This window comes from Variovorax paradoxus (assembly GCF_000834655.1).
Taxonomy (GTDB): domain Bacteria; phylum Pseudomonadota; class Gammaproteobacteria; order Burkholderiales; family Burkholderiaceae_C; genus Variovorax; species Variovorax paradoxus_F.
The window spans coordinates 1-21,422 of the sequence record NZ_JXQQ01000009.1; the positions used below are offsets into that span (position 1 = coordinate 1).

The following is a 21,422-nucleotide window of genomic DNA, read 5'->3' on the forward strand; positions in this document are numbered from 1 at the left end:
ATCCCAACCCGCGGTTTGGTTACGAGAGCTCACTGCGCTGGATGCGTCGCTTCGACGACGACGGCGACTGGCCCAGTGCTGAGCAAAGAGGCAAGCTCTCGCCTGAGAGCGACGAACAGAAACCACCTGCTTCTGTACCCGGTGGTCAGCCTTGCTCTCGAACGGGCTGGTGGCTCACGCCGGCCAAGACGAGCAGTCGCCGGTACTTCAAAGTTGGCGATGTCATGCCTGCCATCGAGGGCAGTGACTATGGCTCGACGTTCTGGCATTGGTACGTTGATCAGTCTGCGCCGAAACTCTGAGATATCCGGGCTGTTGGTTACCGTCGAAAATTGACCCAGCTAACGCAGTAATTTCCGTCTAAGACTGACCCACCTAAAACCCTACCCTGCTCATTTTTAAAGCAGGGGATCCTAGGAGTGATAGACGTGGCGACATTGAGTGTCATCAGACGCTGGGCCCTGCGAGAGCAGATGTCCATTCGCGAGATAGCCAGGCGTACAGGCCTGTCTCGCAACACCGTAAAGAAATACCTGCGTGCGGGCGAAGAAATGCCGCGCTACGCCAAGCGGGAGAGCTCAAGCAAGCTCGATCCCTATGCCGAGAAGCTCGCGACCTGGCTCGCGATCGAGGCCACCAAATCGCGGAAACAGCGGCGCAATCTGCGGCAGATCCACACAAGGAGAACACCAAGCACTTATCCACACCGTGAAGCCTTCAGGCTCATAAAGCGGGTGGGTCAGTATTCAATGGAAATCTAGGGTCAGAGATCGGCGGAATCCAACAATATCTGAAAGGGCACACTGCGACATGGCATTCAAGGACATGCGACGACAAAAATTCCTGAGCGAGTCGCACGCAAATGAACGGGATGACGATCTGACATTCGGAATTCGACGCTACACCGAGAGGGCTGGCAACCCGGATCTCCGCGAGGAAGCGCGAAGCAAATCCGCTTGGATGGCCGCAACGTATTCGCTCGAGCTCGTTATCCTCCGCTACACCGCAGGCCGTCCTGTAGAGAGCTTGTCACGCGAGCTTCCCTCCGTCATCGAAGCATTTGACCGATACATCCCTTTCGACAATCCGCCTCCAAGCGAAGCTCGCACCCTCACCATCACGCAGATCGAGGCCTACGTGTATGTCATGTGGATTCTGTCCCTGTGCAAGCTGCTAGGCCATGCCGATCTAGTATCCAAGGTTCTGAGTTGGCTGAACATTGGCCGTGAATTCAGCCGAGGCCGTGACACCCTTTTCGAACAGGTCGTGGGCAAGCTCACGGGCGCGATGGAAGATCCGGGGCGCTACATCCTGCATCTTGCGCCTTACGCCCCGTTGGGCAAAGCCGTGATCGCAGAGCATGCCGACGATCGCCCCGCATTGGTCAAGGAATTCCTGGACGGTTGGTACAAGGGCCTGAAAGAGTGCTACTGGCACGGCACTCACACAGATCAAATTGGCTATTTCGGCTACTGGGCTTTCGAGGCTGCGCTCGTTACGGTGCTCTGGGATATCGACGACAGCAGCTACCGAGACCACTTGGTTTACCCGAAGGACCTTGTCGATTGGGCTCGTGAGCATCAAGCAGAAGCTTTAACGTCAGGCCCGAGTCGCACGCCGGGAGGGGAGTCGTGCCCGCAGGCAGGTTGGTGGTTCACGCCTGCGCTGAAGGGAAGTCGGCGCTATCTCAAACAGGGTGAAGCGATGCCGGTCATCGGGGGCAGTGACTACGGTTCGACGTTCTGGCAATGGGACGTTAACCAGTCCACACCTAAGCTCTGAGGCTCATTTCTGCAACTCTGGGGACGGGCGAAGCTTGATGTGCCCTGAGTTCGCGGAGTCCGATGAAGTCGATGATTTGGTATCGCTCCTGAACTGGAATCTGCGCAAATTGGGTCGGGCAAATGCAATGTACGGAGACGATGGATCCAAAACGATGCGGCAAAAATTCTTGAACGAGATCAATGCTCGCGAACTCGATGACGATCTGAAGCATCGAATCGATGGCGATCGCAGGCACGTTGCCGAGACCGAGTTGGTCAAAGAAGCGGTCTCCGACTATCGGTGGTCGATCGCCACGGGCGGATTGGAACTATTGATACTTCGCTACACGGCAGGGCATTCGATAGAGGAATTGAGGACTCAACTACCGAGCGTGGTCGAGAACTTTGATGACTTCATTGGCAGTGAAGTTTCTCCTCGCTTGCAAGACCCACCGCGCAATGAGGCCGACACACTCGAAATCACGCAGCATGAGGCCTATGTCTACATCATGTGGCTCCTGGCTTTATGCCGCTTGCTCGGCCGTGCGGAATTGATCCCGACCGTCACGGGCTGGATCGACGGCAACGCCGAATACAACCGGGGACGCGACGGCTTGTTTGAAGCCGTCGTCGAGAAGCTGACAGGAAAAAATGAGCCTGTGGAACGCGTGCTGCTGCACCCCATTGCCTATCGCCCGCTCGCCAGGGCGACTGCACCCGATGCGCAGGATCGGCCCGCACTGGTCAAGGAATTCCTGGACGGCTGGTACAAGAACATGGCGGACTGCTACTGGCACGGCACGCACACTGGCAAGGAAGGTCCGTCCTACTTTGGCTATTGGGCTTTCGAAGCTGCGCTGGTTACGGTGCTCTGGGATATCGACGACAGCAGCTATCGAGACCACTTGGTCTACCCAACGGACCTTGCAGATCGGGCACGCGCGTATCGAACGAGCGCGTGACCGGATGCAGGCTCGCGAGCGATGTGCATCACTGCATCGCCGAACGCAGCCTCGCTATGCAATACGAACGGTGCGATGCACTCGCCCCGCGCTGCCTCACACCCCAGCCGCGTGCGCCTGCTGATCTGCGTGATAACTCGACCGCACCATCGCTCCCACGGCCGCATGGCTGAAGCCCATCTTGTAGGCCTCCTCCTCGAACATCTTGAACGTGTCCGGGTGCACATAGCGGCGCACTGGCAGGTGCGAGCCTGACGGTGACAGGTACTGGCCGATGGTCAGCATGTCGATGTCATGGGCGCGCATGTCGCGCATCACCTGCAGGATCTCTTCGTCGGTTTCGCCCAGGCCCACCATGATGCCGCTCTTGGTCGGCACGTTCGGGTGCAGCGCCTTGAACTTCTTGAGCAGGTTCAGGCTGAACTGGTAGTCGCTGCCGGGGCGCGCTTCCTTGTAAAGGCGCGGCGCGGTTTCCAGGTTGTGATTCATCACGTCGGGCGGCGCGGCCTTCAGGATCTCGAGGGCGCGGTCGTCGCGGCCGCGGAAGTCGGGCACGAGGATCTCGATCTGCGTCATCGGCGAGAGCTCGCGGATGTTCCGGATGCAATCGACGAAATGCTGGCTGCCGCCGTCGCGCAGGTCGTCGCGGTCGACGCTGGTGATCACCACGTACTTCAGGCGCAGCTTGGCGATGGTCTTGGCGAGGTTGAGGGGCTCGTCCTTGTCCAGCGGGTCGGGGCGGCCGTGGCCCACGTCGCAGAACGGGCAGCGGCGGGTGCACTTGTCGCCCATGATCATGAAGGTGGCCGTGCCGTTGCCGAAGCACTCGCCGATGTTCGGGCAGGAGGCTTCTTCGCAGACGGTGTGCAGGTTGCTTTCGCGCAGGATCTGCTTGATCTCGTAGAAGCGCGTGGTGGGGCTGCCGGCCTTCACGCGGATCCACTCGGGCTTCTTGAGCACTTCGCCGGTCTGCACGACCTTGACGGGTATGCGCGAGAGCTTGGCCGCGGCCTTTTGCTTGGCCAGGGGGTTGTAGGTTTCGGCGCTTTGCGCGTCGCGGACGACTTCGGTGGTGCTCATTGGATTGCTAAGGTGCCAGGAAGGCGGTGAGCTTTTGGCCCAGCACGCCGGCAGCTTCTTCCCATGTGGTTTGGATGCCGATTGTAGAAAGGTCGACCGTTTGCAGCCCCGCGTAGCCGCAAGGGTTGATGCGCGAGAAGGGTTCGAGGTCCATGTCGACGTTGAGCGCAACGCCGTGATAAGTGGCGTGGCGGCTCACCTTGATGCCGAGCGCGGCGATCTTGCCGAGGCCGCGGAACGGGTCGCTGGCGGGCAACGGGCCGGTCAGTGCCGCATGAGAGAACGGGTCGTCCAGTCGCACGTAGATGCCCGGCGCGCCCGGCACGCGGTGGCCGGTCACGCCGAAGTGCGCGAGCGTGCGCAGCACCGATTCCTCGATGCGGTAGACGTATTCCTTGACGAAGTAGCCGGCGCGGCGCAGGTCGATCAGCGGATACGCCACCACCTGGCCCGGGCCGTGGAAGGTGACCTGGCCGCCGCGATCGGTCTGCACCACGGGGATGTCGCCGGGGTTCAGGATGTGGTCCTGCTTGCCGGCGATGCCCTGCGTGAACACGGGGGCGTGCTCGCAGATCCACAGCGCATCGGGCGTTCCGGGCGCGCGCTCCAGCGTGAACTGCTTCATCGCCGCGAAGGTGCCGGCGTAGTCGACGCGGCCCAGCCATTGCGGGGCGATGGCGGTGTTCACGGGGAGCTCTGCGACCGTGGTCATCCGGGGCTCAACTCAAAGAACGACCTTGACCGACGGATGGCCCGAGAGCGCGCGATAGAGGTCGTCGAGCTGTTCGCGGCTGGTGGCGGTGACGGTGATCGTCACGCCCAGGTAGTTGCCTGCCTTGCTGTCGCGCAGCTCGACCGTGGTGGCGTCGAAGGTCGGATCGAACTGCTCGGCGATCTGCGTGATCGCGTGCACCAGGCCATCGGTCTTGGCGCCCATGACCTTGATCGGGAACTGCGAGGGGTACTCGATCAGCGACTCCTTGCGCGGATCGGGAATGGGTGTGGTGACTGCGTCGGTGGTGTTCTCGGTCATGCAGTGGCTCCTTGCTTCTCAGCGTTGCGTTGCTTGGCCTGTTGGTAGGCGGCATACAAGCTCTTGTAGATGGGGCCGGGTTGGCCGTTGCCAATGGTCTGCCCGTCGAGCGTCACGACGGGCAGCACTTCCTTGCTGGCCGAGGACAGGATGAGTTCGTCGGCGCCGAACACTTCGTCGCGCGACACGCGGCGCAGCGCGAAGGGAATGTCGCCTTCCCGGCACAGGCGCTCGAGGAGGCCGTAGCGGATGCCGGTGAGCACGAGGTTGTCCTTGGGCGGGCCGATGAGCACGCCGTCCTTCACGATCCACACGTTGCTCGACGAGGCTTCGCTCAGCCAATCGCCGCGGAACATGACGGTCTCGGCCGCGCCGGCCTCGACGCTGATCTGCCGGGAGAGCACGGCGCCCAGGAGGCTGGTGCTCTTGATGTGGGCCTTCTGCCAGCGGAAGTCGTCTGCGGTGACGCAGGCCACGCCCTTGGCGCGCACCGCGTCGGCCACTGGGGGGAGCGGGTTCACCATCACGAAGACCGTGGGCGTGAGGCCCCTGACCATGGCGTGGTCGCGCGGGGCGACGCCGCGGGTGACCTGGAAGTAGACGGCTTGTGGTGCGTTGCCGCCCGGGGCGATCAGGCGCATCACGATGTCGCGCCACTGGGCGAGGGAGAGCGGATTGACAATCTGCAACTCGGCGAGCGATCGGTCCAGGCGCGCCATGTGCTCCTCGAAGCAGAAGGGCTGGCCGCCGTAGACGGGAACGACCTCGTAGATGCCGTCGCCGAAAATGAAGCCGCGATCCAGGACGCTGATCTTCGCGTCGCGCAGGGCGGTGTACTCGCCATCGAGGTAACAAAGCGTGGCGGGCAGGGCGTCGGTGATAGGGTGCATGAAGGAATTATGGTTGCGTGCGCCGAGTCGGGTTCACGTCAGGTCTTGTGGCCATCGATTTGCAACTGCAACGCGGATCTGGCGGGAGTGGCTGGGTTTTTACTTATAATCAATGGCTTTGTAGAAATTCTGGGTCGTCATCCGGGCTTCATTCGACATGAAAACAATCGCCCGGCAAGACACGGAGGTCGCTGAAGACCTCGACGCAGAATTCAAGCCGTTGACCGCCGATGAGGCGCGTGAACTGCGAGCAAAGAACCCTTCGGTCTCCCCTTGGCGGGTGGTCGCGGGTCAGTTGGTTGTCGGTCTGGTGGTGGCTCTGGCCATCTGGGGACTGACGGGGAGGCAAAATCTGGGTTGGTCCGCCGCTTACGGCGCGATCGCAGTGGTCATTCCGGCGGCGGTGTTCGCACGCGGGTTGACCGGCAGGTTCTCTTCCCTGAATCCGGGCACTGCGGTGTTTGGGTTCTTCCTCTGGGAAATGGTCAAGATGGCCTTGTCCGTGGCGATGCTGATCGCCGCGCCAAGGCTGATAACGGCGCTGAGCTGGCCCGCAATGCTGGTCGGCTTAGTGGTGACAATGAAGGCGGCCTGGTTGGCGGTGATGTTCTCGCCCCGGCGCCGGCAACAACGAGACGAGTAACGGAATGGCTGCTGAAAACGCTGCGGAACATGGTCAGACCGCTGGTGAATACATCGTTCACCACTTGACGCATCTGCAAAGCTCCAAGCCCGCAGGTGTGGCCGATCTTTCGGTCTTCAACTTCGATTCGCTGTTTTTCTCCATCTCCCTGGGCATCCTGGGTTGCTGGTTGCTTTGGCTGGCTGCACGCAAGGCCACCTCGGGCGTTCCGGGGCGCTTCCAGGCCGCCGTCGAACTCTTGGTCGAAATGGTCGACCAGCAAGCCAAGGGCATCGTGCACAACGCCACGAGCCGCAAGTTCGTCGCTCCGCTGGCACTGACCATCTTCGTCTGGATCTTCCTGCTGAACGCAATGGACCTGTTCCCGGTCGATTTGTTCCCGGCGATCTGGGCCAAGATCTTCGGCATCGCCGGCGCCGACCCGCACCACGCCTACCTGCGCGTCGTGCCTACGGCCGACCTCTCGGTGACGATGGGCATGTCGGTGGCGGTGCTGCTGATCTGCATCTTCTACAACATCAAGATCAAGGGTGCCGGCGGCTGGATCCACGAGCTGTTCACCGCACCTTTCGGCAACCACTGGGCGCTGTACCCCTTCAACTTCGCCATGCAGATGATCGAATTCATCGCAAAGACCGTCTCGCACGGCATGCGGTTGTTCGGCAACATGTACGCTGGCGAACTGATCTTCCTGCTGATCGCCCTGATGGGCGGCGCCTTCACGCTGTCGGCCACCGGCATCGGCCTGGCGATCGGCCACATCATCGCGGGCACGGCCTGGGCCATCTTCCACATCCTGATCATCACGCTGCAAGCCTTCGTGTTCATGATGCTGACGCTGGTCTACATCGGCCAGGCTCACGATCACCACTGATCGCGCAGATCACCCCCGTTTCGTTTCTGTTTTTCGTTTTCTCTTCAACCAAAGTCCTCTAGGAGTCATCATGGAAGTTATTAGCTTTGTTGCACTGGCCGCCGGCCTGATCATCGGTCTGGGCGCTGTGGGCGCATGTATCGGCATCGGCATCATGGGCAGCAAGTACCTCGAGTCGGCCGCACGTCAGCCCGAACTCATGGGCGAACTCCAGACCAAGATGTTCCTGCTGGCTGGCCTGATCGACGCTGCTTTCATTATCGGTACCGGTATCGCCCTGTGGTTCGCAACGGCCAACCCGTTCCTGGCTCAGATCGCCAACCTGCCGAAGTAAGTCTTTCTCGTCGGACCCGTGTCGTCGTTCCCCTCTGTGGAATGGCTTCGCATTCAATCCCAAAGAGAGGGTGAAAAGTGAGCATTACCGGTACCCTGATCGTTCAGATGATCGTGTTCCTGATCCTGGTCGGGTTCACGATGAAGTTCGTGTGGCCGCCGATCGCGAAGGCGCTGGACGACCGCGCTGCGAAGATCGCCGAAGGCCTCGCTGCCGCCGACAAGGCCAAGTCCGAACTGTCCGCCGCCAACAAGCGCGTGGAAGCCGAACTGGGCCAGGCACGCAACGAGTCCGCGCAACGTCTTGCCGACGCCGAACGTCGCGCCCAGGCCATCGTTGAAGAGGCCAAGGCCCGTGCGACCGAAGAAGGCAACAAGATCGTTGCAGCTGCCCGCGTCGAAGCCGACCAGCAGGCACTGAAGGCCCGTGAAGCCCTGCGCGAGCAGGTTGCCGCGCTGGCCGTCAAGGGCGCAGAGCAGATTCTGCGCAAGGAAGTGAATGCAGGCGTTCACGCCGATTTGCTCGCCCGTCTGCAGACCGAACTCTGATAGAAGCCATGGCAGAACTCGCCACCATTGCACGTCCCTACGCGGAGGCGCTTTTCAAGGCCTCGTCGTCCGACGTCGCCGCAACCAGCGCCTGGCTCGAAAAGGTTGCCGCCATCGCGGCCAGCCCCGAGCTCCAGCAATTCGCCGACAACCCCAAGGCCACGGCCGAACAGGTTCTCGGTGTGGTCGCCGGCGCCTTCGGTGCGCCGTTGGCCGCCCACGCCCAGAACTTCCTGGGTGCGCTCCTGGAGAACGGGCGCTTTTCGGTGCTGCCGGAAATTGCGAAGCAGTTCCGGGCACTGGCCAACGTGAAGAGCGGTTCGTCCGACGCCGTGGTCTACAGCGCCTTCCCGATCGATGCCGCGGCTCTGGCCAACGTGTCGGCTGCGCTTGAAAAGCGTTTCGGCCGCAAGCTGCAGGTCACGGTCCAGCAGGACCCGGAACTGATCGGCGGCATTCGTGTGGTGGTCGGCGACGAGGTGCTCGACACCTCCGTCAAAGCGCGCCTTGAACAAATGAAAGTTGCGCTGGCGGCCTGACGGTCTTCAGCCCTCTACTTGTAGCCTCAAAGAAAGAAGGAAAGAGTCATGCAACTCAATCCCGCAGAAATTTCCGAACTGATCAAGAGCCGCATCGAGGGCCTTGGGGTCAGCGCTAACATCCGCAATGAGGGCACCGTGGTTTCGGTGACCGACGGCATCGTGCGCGTGCACGGCCTGTCCGACGCGATGCAGGGCGAAATGCTCGAGTTCCCGCCTACGGCTGACGGCACCCCCTCGTTCGGCCTCGCGCTGAACTTGGAGCGCGACTCGGTCGGCGCCGTGATTCTGGGTGAGTACGAGCACATCTCCGAAGGCGACACCGTCAAGTGCACGGGCCGCATCCTGGAAGTGCCTGTGGGCCCCGAGCTCATCGGCCGCGTGGTGAATGCCCTGGGCCAGCCGATCGACGGCAAGGGTCCGATCAACGCCAAAATGACCGACGTGATCGAAAAGGTTGCTCCGGGCGTGATCGCACGGAAGTCCGTCGACCAGCCGATGCAAACCGGCCTGAAGTCTATCGACTCGATGGTGCCCGTCGGCCGTGGCCAGCGCGAGCTGATCATCGGTGACCGCCAGACCGGCAAGACCGCCGTGGCGATCGACGCGATCATCAACCAGAAGGGTCAGAACATGACCTGCGTCTACGTTGCGATCGGCCAGAAGGCTTCGTCGATCAAGAACGTGGTGCGCTCGCTGGAACAAGCCGGTGCGATGGACTACACCATCGTGGTGGCCGCATCGGCGTCCGAATCGGCAGCCATGCAGTACGTGTCGGCCTACTCGGGCTGCACGATGGGCGAATACTTCCGCGATCGCGGCCAGGACGCGCTGATCGTCTATGACGACCTGTCCAAGCAAGCCGTGGCTTATCGCCAGGTGTCGCTGCTGCTGCGCCGCCCGCCAGGCCGCGAAGCCTACCCCGGCGACGTGTTCTATCTCCACAGCCGTCTGCTCGAGCGCGCAGCCCGCGTGAACGCCGACTACGTCGAAGCCTTCACCAAGGGTGAAGTCAAGGGCAAGACCGGTTCGCTGACGGCTCTCCCGATCATCGAGACGCAAGCCGGCGACGTGTCCGCTTTCGTTCCGACCAACGTGATCTCGATCACCGACGGCCAGATCTTCCTGGAAACCAGCCTGTTCAACGCCGGCATCCGTCCCGCCATCAACGCCGGTATCTCGGTGTCGCGCGTGGGTTCGTCGGCGCAGACCAACCTGATCAAGAACCAGTCGGGCGGTATCCGTACCGACCTGGCCCAGTACCGTGAATTGGCCGCGTTCGCGCAGTTCGCTTCCGACCTCGACGAAGCGACCCGCAAGCAACTCGACCGCGGTGCGCGCGTGACGGAACTGCTCAAGCAGACCCAGTACAGCCCGCTGCCGATCTCGCTGATGAATGCCACGCTGTTCGCAGTGAACAAGGGCTTCATGGACGACATCGACGTCAAGAAGGTGCTCTCGTTCGAACACGGCTTCCATCAGCTGCTCAAGACGAGCCACGCGGCTCTGCTCGAGACCATGGAAAAGAATGGCGCCAAGTGGGATGTGAAGCCCGCCAAGCCGGACGACAGCGCCGAGAAGCAAGCCTTCAAGAAGGTTTGCCAGGACGCCGAAGCCGAACTGCTGGCAGCCGCCACCTCGTTCAAGAAGTCGTTCGCCTGATCGACCCCTTGACCGACGCAAGAAGGAGTTCATATGGCAGCTGGTAAGGAAATCCGCGGCAAGATCAAATCGGTGGAAAACACCAAGAAGATCACCAAGGCCATGGAAATGGTCTCGGTTTCCAAGATGCGCAAGGCGCAAGAGCGCATGCGTGCCGCCCGCCCCTACAGCGAGAAGATCCGCAACATCGCGGCCAATCTCGGCAAGGCGAACCCCGAGTACACGCACGCATTCATGAAGAAGAGCGACGCGAAAGCGATCGGCTTCATCATCGTGACGAGCGACAAGGGGCTGTGCGGTGGCTTGAACACCAACCTGCTGCGCGCCGTGACGACCAAGCTGCGCGAGGCGCAGTCCGCTGGCGTTGCCATCGAGTCGGTGGCCATCGGCAGCAAGGGCCTGGGCTTCCTGAACCGCATCGGCGCCCGCGTGGTCGCGCATGTCACCCACCTGGGCGACACGCCGCACCTGGACAAGCTGATCGGCCCGGTCAAGACGCTGCTGGACGCCTATGCGGAAGGCAAGCTCTCGGCCGTGTACCTGTGCTACACGAAGTTCATCAACACGATCAAGCAGGAGCCGCTCGTCGAGCAGCTGCTGCCGCTGGCCGCAGACTCGCTGAAGGTCGAGGAAGGCCAGCATTCGTGGGACTACATCTACGAGCCCGATGCGCAAAGCGTGATCGACGAGCTGCTGGTTCGCTATGTGGAGTCGCTGGTCTACCAGGCCGTGGCCGAGAACATGGCGTCCGAGCACTCGGCGCGGATGGTGGCCATGAAGGCTGCCACCGACAACGCAGGCAACGTGATCAGCGAGCTCAAGCTCGTCTACAACAAGACTCGGCAGGCCGGCATCACGAAAGAGCTGTCGGAAATCGTGTCGGGTGCGGCGGCAGCCGCCGGCGTTTGATAGAGGCAGTGCATCGGGCCACATTGCCGAACGGGCGCGCTCTGCGCGTCTGATGACACAGGCCTACTTTTAAGGGGACTTTGCGCAAATGAAGAAACTTCTCGTTCTGGTGGCTGTTGCTGCCGCTCTGACTGCTTGCTCCAAGAAGGAAGAAGCGCCTGCCGCTGCTCCGGCTCCCGCCGCCGCACCTGCACCCGCTCCTGCCGCTCCGGCACCGGCTCCGGCCGCAGCACCTGCTGCAGCCCCGACGGCATCGGCCGCGGACCTGCCGCAAGAGTGCAACGACTACCTGACGAAGGTCCAGACCTGCGTGGGCGCACAAAGCGGCGCTGCCGCCGATGCGATGAAGGCCAGCCTCGACCAGACCAAGGCGACCTGGGCTTCGATGGGCACCGACAAGGCTGCCCTGGGCCAGGCCTGCAAGGCTGCTTCGGACGCTTTCGCTGCACAAGCGACGGCCATGAAGTGCTGATCTGAAGAAGTAGTTCAAGGGTGCCGGCCCGTCCGGCATTCTTGCAAAAGCGGCCCGTTTTGGCACCAGGACGCTTCTGCAAGAACCTGTCGCAAATTTATTGAGATCCATCCAGAAGGAAACGCCATGGCTGAAGGAAAAATTGTCCAATGTATCGGCGCCGTGGTCGACGTGGAGTTCCCGCGTGACCAGATGCCCAAGGTGTATGACGCCTTGAAATTCGAAGGCGGCGGACTGACCCTCGAAGTTCAGCAGCAGCTGGGCGACGGCGTGGTGCGTACCATCGCGCTGGGCTCGTCCGACGGCCTGCGTCGCGGCCTGATCGTGACCAACACCGGTGCCCCCATCACGGTGCCCGTCGGCAAGGCCACGCTCGGCCGCATCATGGACGTGCTCGGCCGTCCGATCGACGAGCGCGGCGAAGTGAGCCAGGACCTCACCGCTTCCATCCACCGCAAGGCCCCCGCGTACGACGAACTGTCGCCTTCGCAAGACCTGCTGGAAACCGGCATCAAGGTGATCGACCTGGTGTGCCCGTTCGCCAAGGGCGGCAAGGTGGGCCTGTTCGGCGGCGCCGGCGTGGGCAAGACCGTGAACATGATGGAACTCATCAACAACATCGCCAAGGCTCACTCGGGCCTGTCGGTGTTCGCCGGTGTGGGTGAACGTACCCGCGAAGGCAACGACTTCTATCACGAGATGGCCGACTCCGGCGTGGTGAACCTGGACAACCTCCCCGAGTCGAAGGTGGCCATGGTCTACGGCCAGATGAACGAACCGCCGGGCAACCGCCTGCGCGTGGCGCTGACCGGCCTGACCATCGCCGAGTCGTTCCGCGACGAAGGCCGTGACGTGCTGTTCTTTGTGGACAACATCTACCGCTACACGCTGGCCGGTACCGAAGTGTCGGCGCTGCTGGGCCGCATGCCTTCCGCCGTGGGCTACCAGCCCACGCTGGCCGAGGAAATGGGCCGCCTGCAAGAGCGGATCACCTCGACCAAGGTCGGCTCGATCACTTCGATCCAGGCCGTGTACGTGCCCGCCGACGACTTGACCGACCCGTCGCCCGCCACGACCTTCGCCCACTTGGACTCGACCGTGGTGCTGTCGCGTGACATCGCCTCGCTCGGTATCTACCCCGCCGTGGACCCGCTGGACTCGACCTCGCGCCAGCTCGACCCGAACGTGGTCGGCGAAGAGCACTACAACGTGGCCCGCGCCGTGCAAGGCACGCTGCAACGCTACAAGGAACTGCGCGACATCATCGCGATTCTGGGCATGGATGAACTGGCTCCCGACGACAAGCTCGCCGTGGCCCGCGCCCGCAAGATCCAGCGTTTCCTGTCGCAGCCGTTCCACGTGGCCGAAGTGTTCACGGGCTCGCCTGGCAAGTACGTGCCGCTGGCCGAAACCATCCGTGGTTTCAAGATGATCGTGAACGGCGAAGCCGACCACCTGCCGGAACAAGCGTTCTACATGGTGGGCACCATCGACGAAGCGTTCGAAAAAGCCAAGAAGGTCGCTTAAGGCGGCATAGGAACTCAGATGGCAAACACCATTCACGTCGACGTGGTCAGCGCGGAAGAGTCGATCTTCTCGGGCGAAGCCAAGTTCGTCGCGCTGCCCGGTGAAGCCGGTGAGCTCGGCATCTATCCGCGCCACACCCCGCTGATCACGCGCATCCGCCCCGGTGCCGTGCGCATCGAAACCGCCGACGGCGGCGAAGAGTTCGTCTTCGTGGCCGGCGGCATTCTCGAAGTGCAGCCGAACGCGGTCACCGTGCTGTCCGATACCGCGATCCGCGGCAAGGACCTCGATGACGAGAAGGCCAACGTGGCCAAGGCGGCAGCCGAGGAAGCGCTCAAGAACGCGAAGAGCGACATCGACATCGCGATGGCGCAATCCGAGTTGGCCGTGATGGCCGCGCAGATCGCTGCGCTGCGCAAGTACCGCCAGAAAAAATAAGAGCCCGGGCTCTTGCCTCCAGAAAAGGCCGCCTTCGGGCGGCTTTTTTGCGCTTGGATGGGTGCATCCAGCCATCTTCGATCTGAACTTGGTCGAAGTTAGGCCTTGTCCGGCTGAAGCCCTGCCCCTAGTATTCGCGTTCGCCCGACAGCCCCAGACTGCGGGATGGCAGCAAAAGAACACGGAGACAAGCGCGTGGCACCCTGGAGTGGCATCACTGCGGACGAAATGCAGTTGCTGGAAACGACCTTCTGGTCGGCCGGCGGCTCGCGCCATGCCATGGCCGAACAACTCGGCTTTTCCAAGAGCAAGGCCAATGCGTTGATCGCCGGTCTCGTCGACCAGGGGCTGCTGGCCGAAGCGGGCCTCCAGCGCTCCTCGGGCGGACGCCGCGCCGAAAACCTCCAGCTGCATGCCGGCCTCGGCGTGCTCATCGGCATCGACATCGGCGCCACGAGCCTCGACGTGGCGGTGCTGCGCCCCGACCTCACCGTGCTCGCGCAGCACGACGAGCCGGCCGACGTGCGCGACGGCCCCGCGGTCGTTCTTGCCCGCGTTCGCATGCTGATGCGCGAGCTGCTCGCCCGCTGCGGCCACAGCGCCAAGAGTGTGCTGGGCATCGGCATCGGCGTGCCCGGCCCCGTCAACTTCGAGATCGGCCAGCTCGTGAACCCGCCGCTGATGCCGGCCTGGGACAGCTTCTCGATCCGCGACTACCTGCGCGAGGACTACGCCGCGCCGGTGTTCGTCGACAACGACGTGAACCTCATGGCGCTGGGCGAGCTGTGGCGGCTCAAGCGCTCGCTCACCAACTTCCTCGTCATCAAGATCGGCACCGGCATCGGCTGCGGCATCGTCTGCCACGGCGAGGTGTACCGCGGCGCGGCGGGCTCCGCGGGCGACGTGGGCCACATCTGCGTGGACCAGGAAGGCCCGCGCTGCCACTGCGGCAATCTCGGCTGCGTCGAGGCGATGGCGGCCGGCCCTGCGATCACGCGCATGGCGATGCAGGCGGCCGAGGCGGGCGAGAGCGAAGCACTGGCCGAATGCCTGCGCGTGCACGGCCGCATCGACGCAATCGACGTGGGCCAGGCCAGCCGCGGCGGCGACACGGCGGCCAACGGGATCATCCAGCGCGCGGGCAGCCTGATCGGTCAGATGCTCGCGTCGGTCGTCAATTTCTTCAATCCGTCGCACGTGTTCATCGGCGGAGGCATCACGCGCATCGGGCCGCTGTTTCTCGCGGCCGTGCGGCAGAGCGTGTACCAGCGCTCGCTCGCGCTCTCCACGCGGCACCTGGAGATCCAGTACACGCCGCTCGGCACGCAGGGCGGCCTCGTCGGCGCCGGCGTGCTCGCGATGCACGAGACCCTGAAAGTTCGCGGAGTCGCGCCATGAGTGCAGACAACACCCACGACCACGCCAGTCCCAAGGGCAGCGTCGCCGTCGAGTTCGACGGCGTCGTGAAGGCCTTCGGCCCCGTGCAGGTGCTGCACGGCGTGAGCTTCGAGCTCGCACCCGGCCGCGTGTACGGCCTCCTCGGCGAGAACGGCGCGGGCAAGTCCACGCTGATGAAGATCCTCGCGGGCTACGAACAGCTCACCGGCGGCAGGCTGCGCATCAACGGCCAGCCGCAGCAGTTCACGAGCTCGCGCGATGCCGAAGCGCTGGGCATCGTGCTGATCCACCAGGAGTTCAACCTCGCCGAAGACCTGAGCGTCGCGCAGAACATCTTCCTCGGCCACGAAAAGAAAAAAGGCTGGCTGCTCGACGACGCCTCGATGGAGCGCGACGCCGCCACTGCGCTTGCCGCCGTCGGCCTGCAGGTCGATCCGCGCACCAAGGTGCGCAAGCTCATCGTGGCCGAGAAGCAGCTCGTCGAAATCGCCAAGGCCATCGCCCGCCGCGCGCGTCTCCTGATCATGGACGAGCCCACCGCCACGCTCACGCCCGGCGAGACCGAGCGCCTGTTCAAGCTCATCGCGCAGCTGCGCGCAGACGGCGTGACCATCGTCTACATCTCGCACAAGCTCGACGAGGTGGAGCAGGTGACCGACGAGGTGATCGTCATGCGCGACGGCCGCTTCGTCGCCCGCGCGCTCACGCCCGATGTCACGCGCCACCAGATGGCCAACCTGATGGTGGGCCGCGAACTGGCCGACCTCTACCCGCCGCGCGACCTCGTCGTGGCCGCCGACGCACCCGCCATGCGCGTGCGCAACTTCACCGTGCCCGGCTGGGCGCAGGACGCGAGCTTCGAAGTGCGCCCCGGCGAGATCCTCGGCTTCGCGGGCCTCGTCGGCGCCGGCCGCACCGAGCTCTTCGAAGGCCTGCTGGGCCTGCGCCCCGCGAGCGGCAGCGTCGAGATGCTCGGCAAGCCCGTGCCGCACAACAAGGGCTGGCGCAATCCGCGCGATGCCGCCAAGAACGGCCTCACGTACCTGAGCGAGGACCGCAAGGGCAAGGGCCTGCACGTCAACTTCGGCCTGCGCCAGAACCTGACGCTGATGGCGCTCGAGCGCTACGCCAAGCCGTGGCTGCAGCCCGAAGGCGAGCGCGGCGCGCTGGCCGAGGCGGTGAAGGACTACGGCATCCGCACCGGCTCCCTCGACGTCAAGGCTTCGTCGCTCTCGGGCGGCAACCAGCAGAAGCTCGCACTCGCCAAGGTGCTGCAGCCGCAACCGAAGGTGGTGGTGCTGGACGAGCCCACGCGCGGCGTGGACGTGGGCGCCAAGCGCGACATCTATTTCCTGATCCAGCGACTCGCCCGCGAAGGGCTCGCGGTGATCGTCGTCTCGTCGGAGCTGATGGAACTGATCGGCCTGTGCCACCGCGTCGCGGTGATGCGCGCAGGCAAGCTCGTCGCCACGCTGGACGCGGACCATTTGACTGAAGAGGAGCTCATCGCTCATGCCACCGGAACAGCAAACTCCCCCGTCGCTGCCTGAAGACGCCGCGGCGCATCGCGGCGAAGCCAAGCCAGGCTGGATGGCGCGCCTGCACGGCCTCGGTCCGGTCATCGGCCTCGTGCTGCTGTGCATCGCGGGCACGCTGCTCAACGGCGACTTCGCCACCGTCGACAACGCGATGAACGTGCTCACGCGCACGGCCTTCATCGGCATCATCGCCGTGGGCATGTGCTTCGTGATCATCTCGGGCGGCATCGACTTGTCGGTGGGCTCGATGGCCGCGCTCATCGCCGGCAGCGTGATCATGTTCATCAACTGGGCCGGACCGGCCTCGGGCTCGCCGCTGCTGGCGGTAGTGATGGGCGCTGTGCTCGCAGTGGTGCTCGGCGCGGTGTTCGGCCTCGCGCACGGCCTGCTGATCACCAAGGGGCGCATCGAACCCTTCATCGTGACGCTGGGCACGCTGGGCATCTTTCGGGCGTACCTCACGTACTTCGCCGACGGCGGCGCGCTCACGCTCGACAACGAACTGTCGGACCTCTATGCGCCGGTGTACTACGCGAGCCTGGCGGGCATCCCGGTGCCGGTGTGGGTGTTCGTGATCGTCGCGATCATCGGCGGCGTCATCCTCAACCGCACGGCCTACGGGCGCTATGTGCAGGCCATCGGCTCGAACGAGCAGGTGGCACGCTATGCGGCGGTCGACGTGGACCGCGTGAAGATCATGACCTACGTGCTGCTGGGCGTGTGCGTGGGCATCGCGACGCTGCTGTACGTGCCGCGGCTGGGCTCCGCCTCGCCGACCACGGGCCTCCTGTGGGAGCTCGAGGCGATCGCCGCGGTGATCGTCGGCGGCACGGCATTGAAGGGCGGCGCGGGCAGCATCACCGGCACGGTGGTGGGCGCGATCCTGCTCTCGGTCATCAGCAACATCCTGAACCTCACCAGCATCATCAGCGTGTACCTGAATGCTGCAGTTCAGGGCTTCGTGATCATCATCGTCGCGTTCCTTCAACGCGGCCGCAGATGATGGCCCCCCGGCTTTTCACTCGCCGCTCGCGCAACTCCACCACCCGAGGGGGAGGCGCGGCCGGCTTGGGGCGGCCCGGCGCTCGGCCGCAAATGTTTTTCCCGTTTCATTCCACCCACCAAGAGGAGACATCCAGCATGACAACTTTCACTCGTCGCATCGCACTCACGGCCGTCGCCGCGGCAGCGTTTGCCAGCCTGCCCGCGCTCGCCGCGGAAAAGGTCAATCTCGGCGTTTCGATTCCTGCAGCCACGCACAGCTTCATGGGCGGCATCAACTACTGGGCCAACCAGGCGAAGAAGGACCTGGAGAAGGAACACAAGGACCTGAAGATCACGATCAAGACCGCCGCCAACGCGCCCGAGCAGGCCAACCAGCTGCAGGACTTGTCGACGGTCACCAAGATCAACGCGCTCGTCGTGTTCCCGTTCGAATCGGCCGCGCTGACCAAGCCGGTCGCGCAGGTCAAGGCCAAGGGTGCGTACGTCACCGTGGTCGACCGCGGTCTCACCGACACCAGCGCGCAGGACGCCTACGTGGCCGGCGACAACACCGCCTTCGGCAAGATCCCCGCCGAATACATCGTGAAGACGCTGGGCGGCAAGGGCAACGTGGTCGCGCTGCGCGGCATCGCCACCACGCTGGACAACGAGCGCATGGACGCCTTCAACGCGGTGCTCAAGGGCAGCCCCGACATCAAGCTGCTCGATGCCAAGTACGCCAACTGGAACCGCGACGACGCCTTCAAGGTCACGCAGGACTACCTCACGCGCTTCAAGCAGATCGACGCCATCTGGGCGGCCGACGACGACATGGCCGTGGGCGTGCTCAAGGCCATCTCGCAGGCCAAGCGCGACGACATCAAGATCGTGTTCGGCGGCGCGGGCGCCAAGGACATGGTCAAGACCATCATGGACGGCAAGGACAAGCGCATCGGCGCCGACGTGAGCTACTCGCCCAAGTTCATCTACGACGCGATCAAGCTCACCGCCGAAGCGCGCCTGAAGGGCGAGAAGCTGCCGGCGACGACGATCATTCCTTCGGTGCTGATCACCAAGGAAAACGCCAAGGACTTCTACCACCCCAACTCGCCTTTCTGAGTTTGTGGTCTTGCTCCCTCTCCCCATCGGAGAGGGCGGGGGTGAGGGCGGCATCGATTGCAAAGCAGTGCGCATGCAGCCGCCCCAGCCATCACCCTAACCCTCTCCCCAAGGGGAGCGGGGACAACACGGAAGCCAACTACCCATGAGCTCCATACCTCTTCGCAAGCTCCGCTACGCCATGGTCGGCGGCGGCCGCGACGCCTTCATCGGCGCCGTGCACCGCAAGGCCATGGCGCTGGACGGCCAGATCGAACTCGTCGCCGGCGCGCTCTCGTCCAGCCCCGACAAGGCACGCGCCTCGGGCCGCGACCTGGGCCTGGCCGACGACCGCAACCACGGCGACTGGCAGACGCTCCTGGCCGACGAGCTCCGGCGCCCGGCGGACCAGCGCATCGATTTCGTTTCGATCGTCACGCCCAACCACGTGCACTTTCCCGTCGCGCAGGCCTTCGCCGACGCAGGCTTCCACGTCGTGTGCGACAAGCCGCTCGTCCACACGCGCGACCAGGCCGATGCACTGGTTGCCACCGTCGCGAAGCAGGGCACGGTGTTCGGCGTTACCTACAACTACACCGGCTACCCGATGGTGCGGCAGGCGCGCGAGATGGTGCGCTCGGGCCAGCTGGGCGACATCCGCAAGATCGTCGTCGAATACAACCAGGGCTGGCTCGCGAGCCACGTCGAGGGCAGCGGCAGCAACAAGCAGGCCGACTGGCGCACCGACCCCGCGCGCAGCGGCGCCGCAGGCGCCATCGGCGACATCGGCTCGCACGCCGAGAACCTCGTGGCGAGCATCACGGGCCTCGAAATCGAAAGCCTCTGCGCAGACCTCACAGCGCACGTGCCGGGCCGCATGCTCGACGACGACGGCAGCCTCTTGCTGCGCTTCAAGGGCGGCGCGCGCGGCGTCCTGATCGCCTCGCAGATCAGCACGGGCCTGGAGAACGACCTGCGCCTGCGCATCTCCGGCGCGCTCGGCACGCTCGAATGGCACCAGGAGCAGCCGAGCCAGCTGGTGCACCTGCCGCACGACGGGCCCAAGCGCATCTTTACGCGCGGCGGTCCCTGGCTGTGCGAGGCGGCGCAGCGCGCGAGCCGGTTGCCGACGGGCCACCCAGAAGGTTTCATCGAGGCCTTCGCCAACATCTATGCGGGCGTGGCGGCGGACATCCGCGCGCGCCTCGCGGGGCAGACGGCCGATCCGCTGGCGGCCGACTACCCGCGCGTGGAAGACGGTGCGCGCGGCGTGCGGTTCATCGAGCGCACGGTGGCTTCGGCCCAAAGCCAATTAAAGTGGACGCCCTGGTGATGCGCCGGCCTCGCACCCGCGAGGCCATGCCGCGTTGCCGCCGGCATCCATGACGCACCCTTCCTTCGACGATTCACCGCTTCCTTCGACGCGATGGCTGCGCGCCCTGTGGCTGCGCTGCAAGACGCTGTGGCCGCTCAAGCTGGTGGGCAACACCGTCGCCACCATCGGCTTCTTTCCGCTGTACTTCTGGATCATGAAGAACGCGGGCCAGGCGTGGGTGTTGCCGCTTACCGCGTTCGACCGCCTGATCGCGTTCTGGCCGGCGGTGCTTCCCATCTATCTTTCGCTCTGGGGCTACATCGCGCTGCCGGTGCTGCTGGCCAAGGACAGGCGCGAGCTCTGGAGCTTCTCTTTCGGGTGCGCGGCGATGACGGCGCTCGCGCTGGTCGTCTTCTGGTTCATGCCCACGGCGATACCGAACTTCACGATCGATGCCACGCCGGGCACCTCGCTGCATTTCCTGAAGACGGTCGACTCGGCCGGCAATGCCTTTCCGTCGCTGCATGTGTCGTTCTCGGTGTTCGCCTGCATCGTGCTCGCGCGGCAACTGCGCGACGCCGGCGCGCCCGCATGGCTGCGCCTCTTCAACGTGGCGTGGGCCGTGGCCATCGTGTATTCGACGATGGCGGTGCGCCAGCATGTGCTGATCGACGTGCTCGGCGGGTTGGTGCTGGGGCTCGCGCTCGGCTTCGTATCGCGGGAGCGCAGCGCGGCCGCGCCGCCGGTGGGCGCGCGCGCGGTGTAGGCCGGCCGTTGTATTGGTCGGGCGCGGCGCCTGCGGTACAAACTGGCATCGCCGTCCACCCCGATGCAGGAGCCCTCATGAAGATCCGTTCGACCGTTGCCGCTGCCTGCTTGGCGGCCGCCGGCATTTACGCCGGCCCCGCCTTCGCCATCGACTATCCCGCGCGCAAACCCGGCCTCTGGGAAATGCAGACCAGTGACGGCGCTGGCAGCAAGGCGAAGCCCGAGGCGATCCAGCAATGCATCGATGCCGCCACCGACAAGATGCTGCGCGAAATGGGCCAGGGCATGGGCAAGGACATGTGCGCCAAGCAGGACATGCGCATGGAGGGCGGCAAGATGGTGATCGACTCGGTCTGCAAGATCGGCCAGACCACGGCCACCTCGCAGGCCGTGATGACCGGCGACTTCAGCACCGGCTACCGCCTGGAGAGCAAGTCGACCTACAGCCCGCCGCTCATGGGCCGCGCCGGGGCCACCACCGTCGTGGAGGCCCGCTGGGTCGGACCGTGCAAGGCCGACCAGAAGCCCGGCGACATGGTGATGAACGGCATGAAGATGAACGTGCACGACATGATCGGCGGGCGCGGCAAGAAGTAGCCCAAGTAGGCGCCGGCCCACACCGCTTCGGGGCGGCCGTTCGGCAGCGC

General features: G+C 64.1%; 23 protein-coding genes and 2 pseudogenes. 21 read left to right on the forward strand and 4 right to left on the reverse strand.

Annotated features, from left to right (window positions below):
• The 4 genes and pseudogenes from RT97_RS33585 to RT97_RS04225 form a co-directional block, all read left to right on the forward strand.
• A pseudogene (locus RT97_RS33585) lies at positions 1-302 on the forward strand (type VI immunity family protein); the annotation flags it as partial.
• Positions 303-419: 117 nt separating this feature from the next.
• A pseudogene (locus tag RT97_RS04215) lies at positions 420-677 on the forward strand (helix-turn-helix domain-containing protein); the annotation flags it as partial.
• A 133-nt stretch (positions 678-810) separates the two neighbouring features.
• On the forward strand, positions 811-1,782 hold the full coding sequence (locus RT97_RS04220; protein WP_042577539.1) for a PoNe immunity protein domain-containing protein: 972 nt from the start codon (positions 811-813) through the stop codon (positions 1,780-1,782).
• 154 nt (positions 1,783-1,936) lie between these two features.
• Positions 1,937-2,725 carry a PoNe immunity protein domain-containing protein gene (locus tag RT97_RS04225; protein ID WP_155403723.1) on the forward strand — a complete coding sequence of 263 codons (789 nt, stop codon included), beginning with the start codon at positions 1,937-1,939 and terminating at the stop codon, positions 2,723-2,725.
• 96 nt (positions 2,726-2,821) lie between these two features.
• Here RT97_RS04225 and lipA read toward each other — a convergent pair whose 3' ends face one another.
• From lipA to RT97_RS04245, 4 genes are read right to left on the reverse strand one after another with little or no spacing between them, the layout of a single operon-like run.
• The gene (lipA, locus tag RT97_RS04230) at positions 2,822-3,805 is read right to left on the reverse strand and encodes a lipoyl synthase (protein WP_042577540.1); all 984 of its coding nucleotides are present in this window, start codon (positions 3,803-3,805) and stop codon (positions 2,822-2,824) included.
• A 7-nt stretch (positions 3,806-3,812) separates the two neighbouring features.
• A complete protein-coding gene (lipB, locus tag RT97_RS04235) occupies positions 3,813-4,517 on the reverse strand; it encodes a lipoyl(octanoyl) transferase LipB (RefSeq protein ID WP_042577541.1) in 705 nt (234 codons plus the stop codon).
• A 12-nt stretch (positions 4,518-4,529) separates the two neighbouring features.
• Positions 4,530-4,838 (reverse strand): YbeD family protein, encoded by a 309-nt coding sequence (locus RT97_RS04240; RefSeq protein ID WP_042577542.1) that lies wholly within the window; start codon positions 4,836-4,838, stop codon positions 4,530-4,532.
• Entirely contained in the window at positions 4,835-5,728 is an 894-nt protein-coding gene (locus tag RT97_RS04245) for a D-amino acid aminotransferase (protein ID WP_042577543.1), read from the reverse strand. Before RT97_RS04245 ends, RT97_RS04240 begins: the two co-directional genes overlap by 4 nt.
• Positions 5,729-5,885: 157 nt before the next feature.
• On the opposite strand from RT97_RS04245, the gene RT97_RS04250 reads away from it, so the two are divergent.
• From RT97_RS04250 to RT97_RS04330, 17 genes are all read left to right on the forward strand, one after another.
• Positions 5,886-6,371, forward strand: coding sequence for an ATP synthase subunit I (locus RT97_RS04250; RefSeq protein ID WP_042577544.1), 486 nt, complete (start codon positions 5,886-5,888; stop codon positions 6,369-6,371).
• A 4-nt stretch (positions 6,372-6,375) separates the two neighbouring features.
• Positions 6,376-7,245, forward strand: coding sequence for a F0F1 ATP synthase subunit A (atpB, locus tag RT97_RS04255; protein ID WP_042577545.1), 870 nt, complete (start codon positions 6,376-6,378; stop codon positions 7,243-7,245).
• A 70-nt stretch (positions 7,246-7,315) separates the two neighbouring features.
• Positions 7,316-7,579 carry a F0F1 ATP synthase subunit C gene (atpE, locus tag RT97_RS04260; protein WP_007830191.1) on the forward strand — a complete coding sequence of 88 codons (264 nt, stop codon included), beginning with the start codon at positions 7,316-7,318 and terminating at the stop codon, positions 7,577-7,579.
• 77 nt (positions 7,580-7,656) lie between these two features.
• A complete protein-coding gene (locus RT97_RS04265; protein WP_007830193.1) occupies positions 7,657-8,127 on the forward strand; it encodes a F0F1 ATP synthase subunit B in 471 nt (156 codons plus the stop codon).
• Positions 8,128-8,135: 8 nt separating this feature from the next.
• Complete coding sequence (locus RT97_RS04270) at positions 8,136-8,666, forward strand: F0F1 ATP synthase subunit delta (protein ID WP_042577546.1); 531 nt, start codon at positions 8,136-8,138, stop codon at positions 8,664-8,666.
• 48 nt (positions 8,667-8,714) lie between these two features.
• Positions 8,715-10,328 carry a F0F1 ATP synthase subunit alpha gene (atpA, locus tag RT97_RS04275; RefSeq protein ID WP_042577547.1) on the forward strand — a complete coding sequence of 538 codons (1,614 nt, stop codon included), beginning with the start codon at positions 8,715-8,717 and terminating at the stop codon, positions 10,326-10,328.
• Between the two features lie 33 nt (positions 10,329-10,361).
• Positions 10,362-11,237 carry a F0F1 ATP synthase subunit gamma gene (gene atpG, locus RT97_RS04280; protein ID WP_042577548.1) on the forward strand — a complete coding sequence of 292 codons (876 nt, stop codon included), beginning with the start codon at positions 10,362-10,364 and terminating at the stop codon, positions 11,235-11,237.
• Positions 11,238-11,325: 88 nt separating this feature from the next.
• The gene (locus tag RT97_RS04285) at positions 11,326-11,709 is read left to right on the forward strand and encodes a hypothetical protein (protein WP_042577549.1); all 384 of its coding nucleotides are present in this window, start codon (positions 11,326-11,328) and stop codon (positions 11,707-11,709) included.
• A 126-nt stretch (positions 11,710-11,835) separates the two neighbouring features.
• Positions 11,836-13,236 carry a F0F1 ATP synthase subunit beta gene (gene atpD / locus RT97_RS04290; protein WP_042577550.1) on the forward strand — a complete coding sequence of 467 codons (1,401 nt, stop codon included), beginning with the start codon at positions 11,836-11,838 and terminating at the stop codon, positions 13,234-13,236.
• An 18-nt stretch (positions 13,237-13,254) separates the two neighbouring features.
• A complete protein-coding gene (locus RT97_RS04295) occupies positions 13,255-13,674 on the forward strand; it encodes a F0F1 ATP synthase subunit epsilon (protein ID WP_013543863.1) in 420 nt (139 codons plus the stop codon).
• A gap of 228 nt (positions 13,675-13,902) precedes the next feature.
• On the forward strand, positions 13,903-15,072 hold the full coding sequence (locus RT97_RS04300; RefSeq protein ID WP_042577551.1) for an ROK family protein: 1,170 nt from the start codon (positions 13,903-13,905) through the stop codon (positions 15,070-15,072).
• Complete coding sequence (locus RT97_RS04305) at positions 15,069-16,622, forward strand: sugar ABC transporter ATP-binding protein (RefSeq protein ID WP_042577552.1); 1,554 nt, start codon at positions 15,069-15,071, stop codon at positions 16,620-16,622. The genes RT97_RS04300 and RT97_RS04305 overlap by 4 nt, the downstream gene beginning before the upstream one ends.
• Complete coding sequence (locus tag RT97_RS04310; protein ID WP_172672152.1) at positions 16,585-17,613, forward strand: ABC transporter permease; 1,029 nt, start codon at positions 16,585-16,587, stop codon at positions 17,611-17,613. Before RT97_RS04305 ends, RT97_RS04310 begins: the two co-directional genes overlap by 38 nt.
• 137 nt (positions 17,614-17,750) lie before the next feature.
• Entirely contained in the window at positions 17,751-18,713 is a 963-nt protein-coding gene (locus RT97_RS04315) for a substrate-binding domain-containing protein (protein WP_042577553.1), read from the forward strand.
• A 145-nt stretch (positions 18,714-18,858) separates the two neighbouring features.
• Positions 18,859-20,025, forward strand: a complete 1,167-nt coding sequence (locus RT97_RS04320; protein ID WP_042577554.1) for a Gfo/Idh/MocA family protein — start codon at positions 18,859-18,861, stop codon at positions 20,023-20,025.
• Positions 20,026-20,074: 49 nt separating this feature from the next.
• Positions 20,075-20,773, forward strand: a complete 699-nt coding sequence (locus tag RT97_RS04325) for a phosphatase PAP2 family protein (protein ID WP_155403724.1) — start codon at positions 20,075-20,077, stop codon at positions 20,771-20,773.
• 77 nt (positions 20,774-20,850) lie between these two features.
• Positions 20,851-21,372 carry a DUF3617 domain-containing protein gene (locus tag RT97_RS04330; RefSeq protein WP_042577556.1) on the forward strand — a complete coding sequence of 174 codons (522 nt, stop codon included), beginning with the start codon at positions 20,851-20,853 and terminating at the stop codon, positions 21,370-21,372.
• The last annotated feature ends 50 nt before the right edge of the window (positions 21,373-21,422 follow it).

Bases quoted from the DNA above. Each gene is read 5' to 3' on its own strand.
- atpD (WP_042577550.1), top strand. From the start codon at position 11,836: ATGGCTGAAGGAAAAATTGTCCAATGTATCGGCGCCGTGGTCGACGTG.
- RT97_RS04315 (WP_042577553.1), top strand. From the start codon at position 17,751: ATGACAACTTTCACTCGTCGCATCGCACTCACGGCCGTCGCCGCGGCA.
- RT97_RS04305 (WP_042577552.1), top strand. From the start codon at position 15,069: ATGAGTGCAGACAACACCCACGACCACGCCAGTCCCAAGGGCAGCGTC.
- atpB (WP_042577545.1), top strand. From the start codon at position 6,376: ATGGCTGCTGAAAACGCTGCGGAACATGGTCAGACCGCTGGTGAATAC.
- RT97_RS04300 (WP_042577551.1), top strand. From the start codon at position 13,903: ATGCAGTTGCTGGAAACGACCTTCTGGTCGGCCGGCGGCTCGCGCCAT.
- RT97_RS04325 (WP_155403724.1), top strand. From the start codon at position 20,075: ATGACGCACCCTTCCTTCGACGATTCACCGCTTCCTTCGACGCGATGG.
- RT97_RS04330 (WP_042577556.1), top strand. From the start codon at position 20,851: ATGAAGATCCGTTCGACCGTTGCCGCTGCCTGCTTGGCGGCCGCCGGC.
- atpG (WP_042577548.1), top strand. From the start codon at position 10,362: ATGGCAGCTGGTAAGGAAATCCGCGGCAAGATCAAATCGGTGGAAAAC.
- atpA (WP_042577547.1), top strand. From the start codon at position 8,715: ATGCAACTCAATCCCGCAGAAATTTCCGAACTGATCAAGAGCCGCATC.
- RT97_RS04225 (WP_155403723.1), top strand. From the start codon at position 1,937: ATGCGGCAAAAATTCTTGAACGAGATCAATGCTCGCGAACTCGATGAC.
- RT97_RS04295 (WP_013543863.1), top strand. From the start codon at position 13,255: ATGGCAAACACCATTCACGTCGACGTGGTCAGCGCGGAAGAGTCGATC.
- RT97_RS04240 (WP_042577542.1), bottom strand. From the start codon at position 4,838: ATGACCGAGAACACCACCGACGCAGTCACCACACCCATTCCCGATCCG.
- RT97_RS04310 (WP_172672152.1), top strand. From the start codon at position 16,585: ATGCCACCGGAACAGCAAACTCCCCCGTCGCTGCCTGAAGACGCCGCG.
- lipB (WP_042577541.1), bottom strand. From the start codon at position 4,517: ATGACCACGGTCGCAGAGCTCCCCGTGAACACCGCCATCGCCCCGCAA.
- RT97_RS04270 (WP_042577546.1), top strand. From the start codon at position 8,136: ATGGCAGAACTCGCCACCATTGCACGTCCCTACGCGGAGGCGCTTTTC.
- atpE (WP_007830191.1), top strand. From the start codon at position 7,316: ATGGAAGTTATTAGCTTTGTTGCACTGGCCGCCGGCCTGATCATCGGT.
- RT97_RS04285 (WP_042577549.1), top strand. From the start codon at position 11,326: ATGAAGAAACTTCTCGTTCTGGTGGCTGTTGCTGCCGCTCTGACTGCT.
- RT97_RS04250 (WP_042577544.1), top strand. From the start codon at position 5,886: ATGAAAACAATCGCCCGGCAAGACACGGAGGTCGCTGAAGACCTCGAC.
- lipA (WP_042577540.1), bottom strand. From the start codon at position 3,805: ATGAGCACCACCGAAGTCGTCCGCGACGCGCAAAGCGCCGAAACCTAC.
- RT97_RS04320 (WP_042577554.1), top strand. From the start codon at position 18,859: ATGAGCTCCATACCTCTTCGCAAGCTCCGCTACGCCATGGTCGGCGGC.
- RT97_RS04245 (WP_042577543.1), bottom strand. From the start codon at position 5,728: ATGCACCCTATCACCGACGCCCTGCCCGCCACGCTTTGTTACCTCGAT.
- RT97_RS04220 (WP_042577539.1), top strand. From the start codon at position 811: ATGGCATTCAAGGACATGCGACGACAAAAATTCCTGAGCGAGTCGCAC.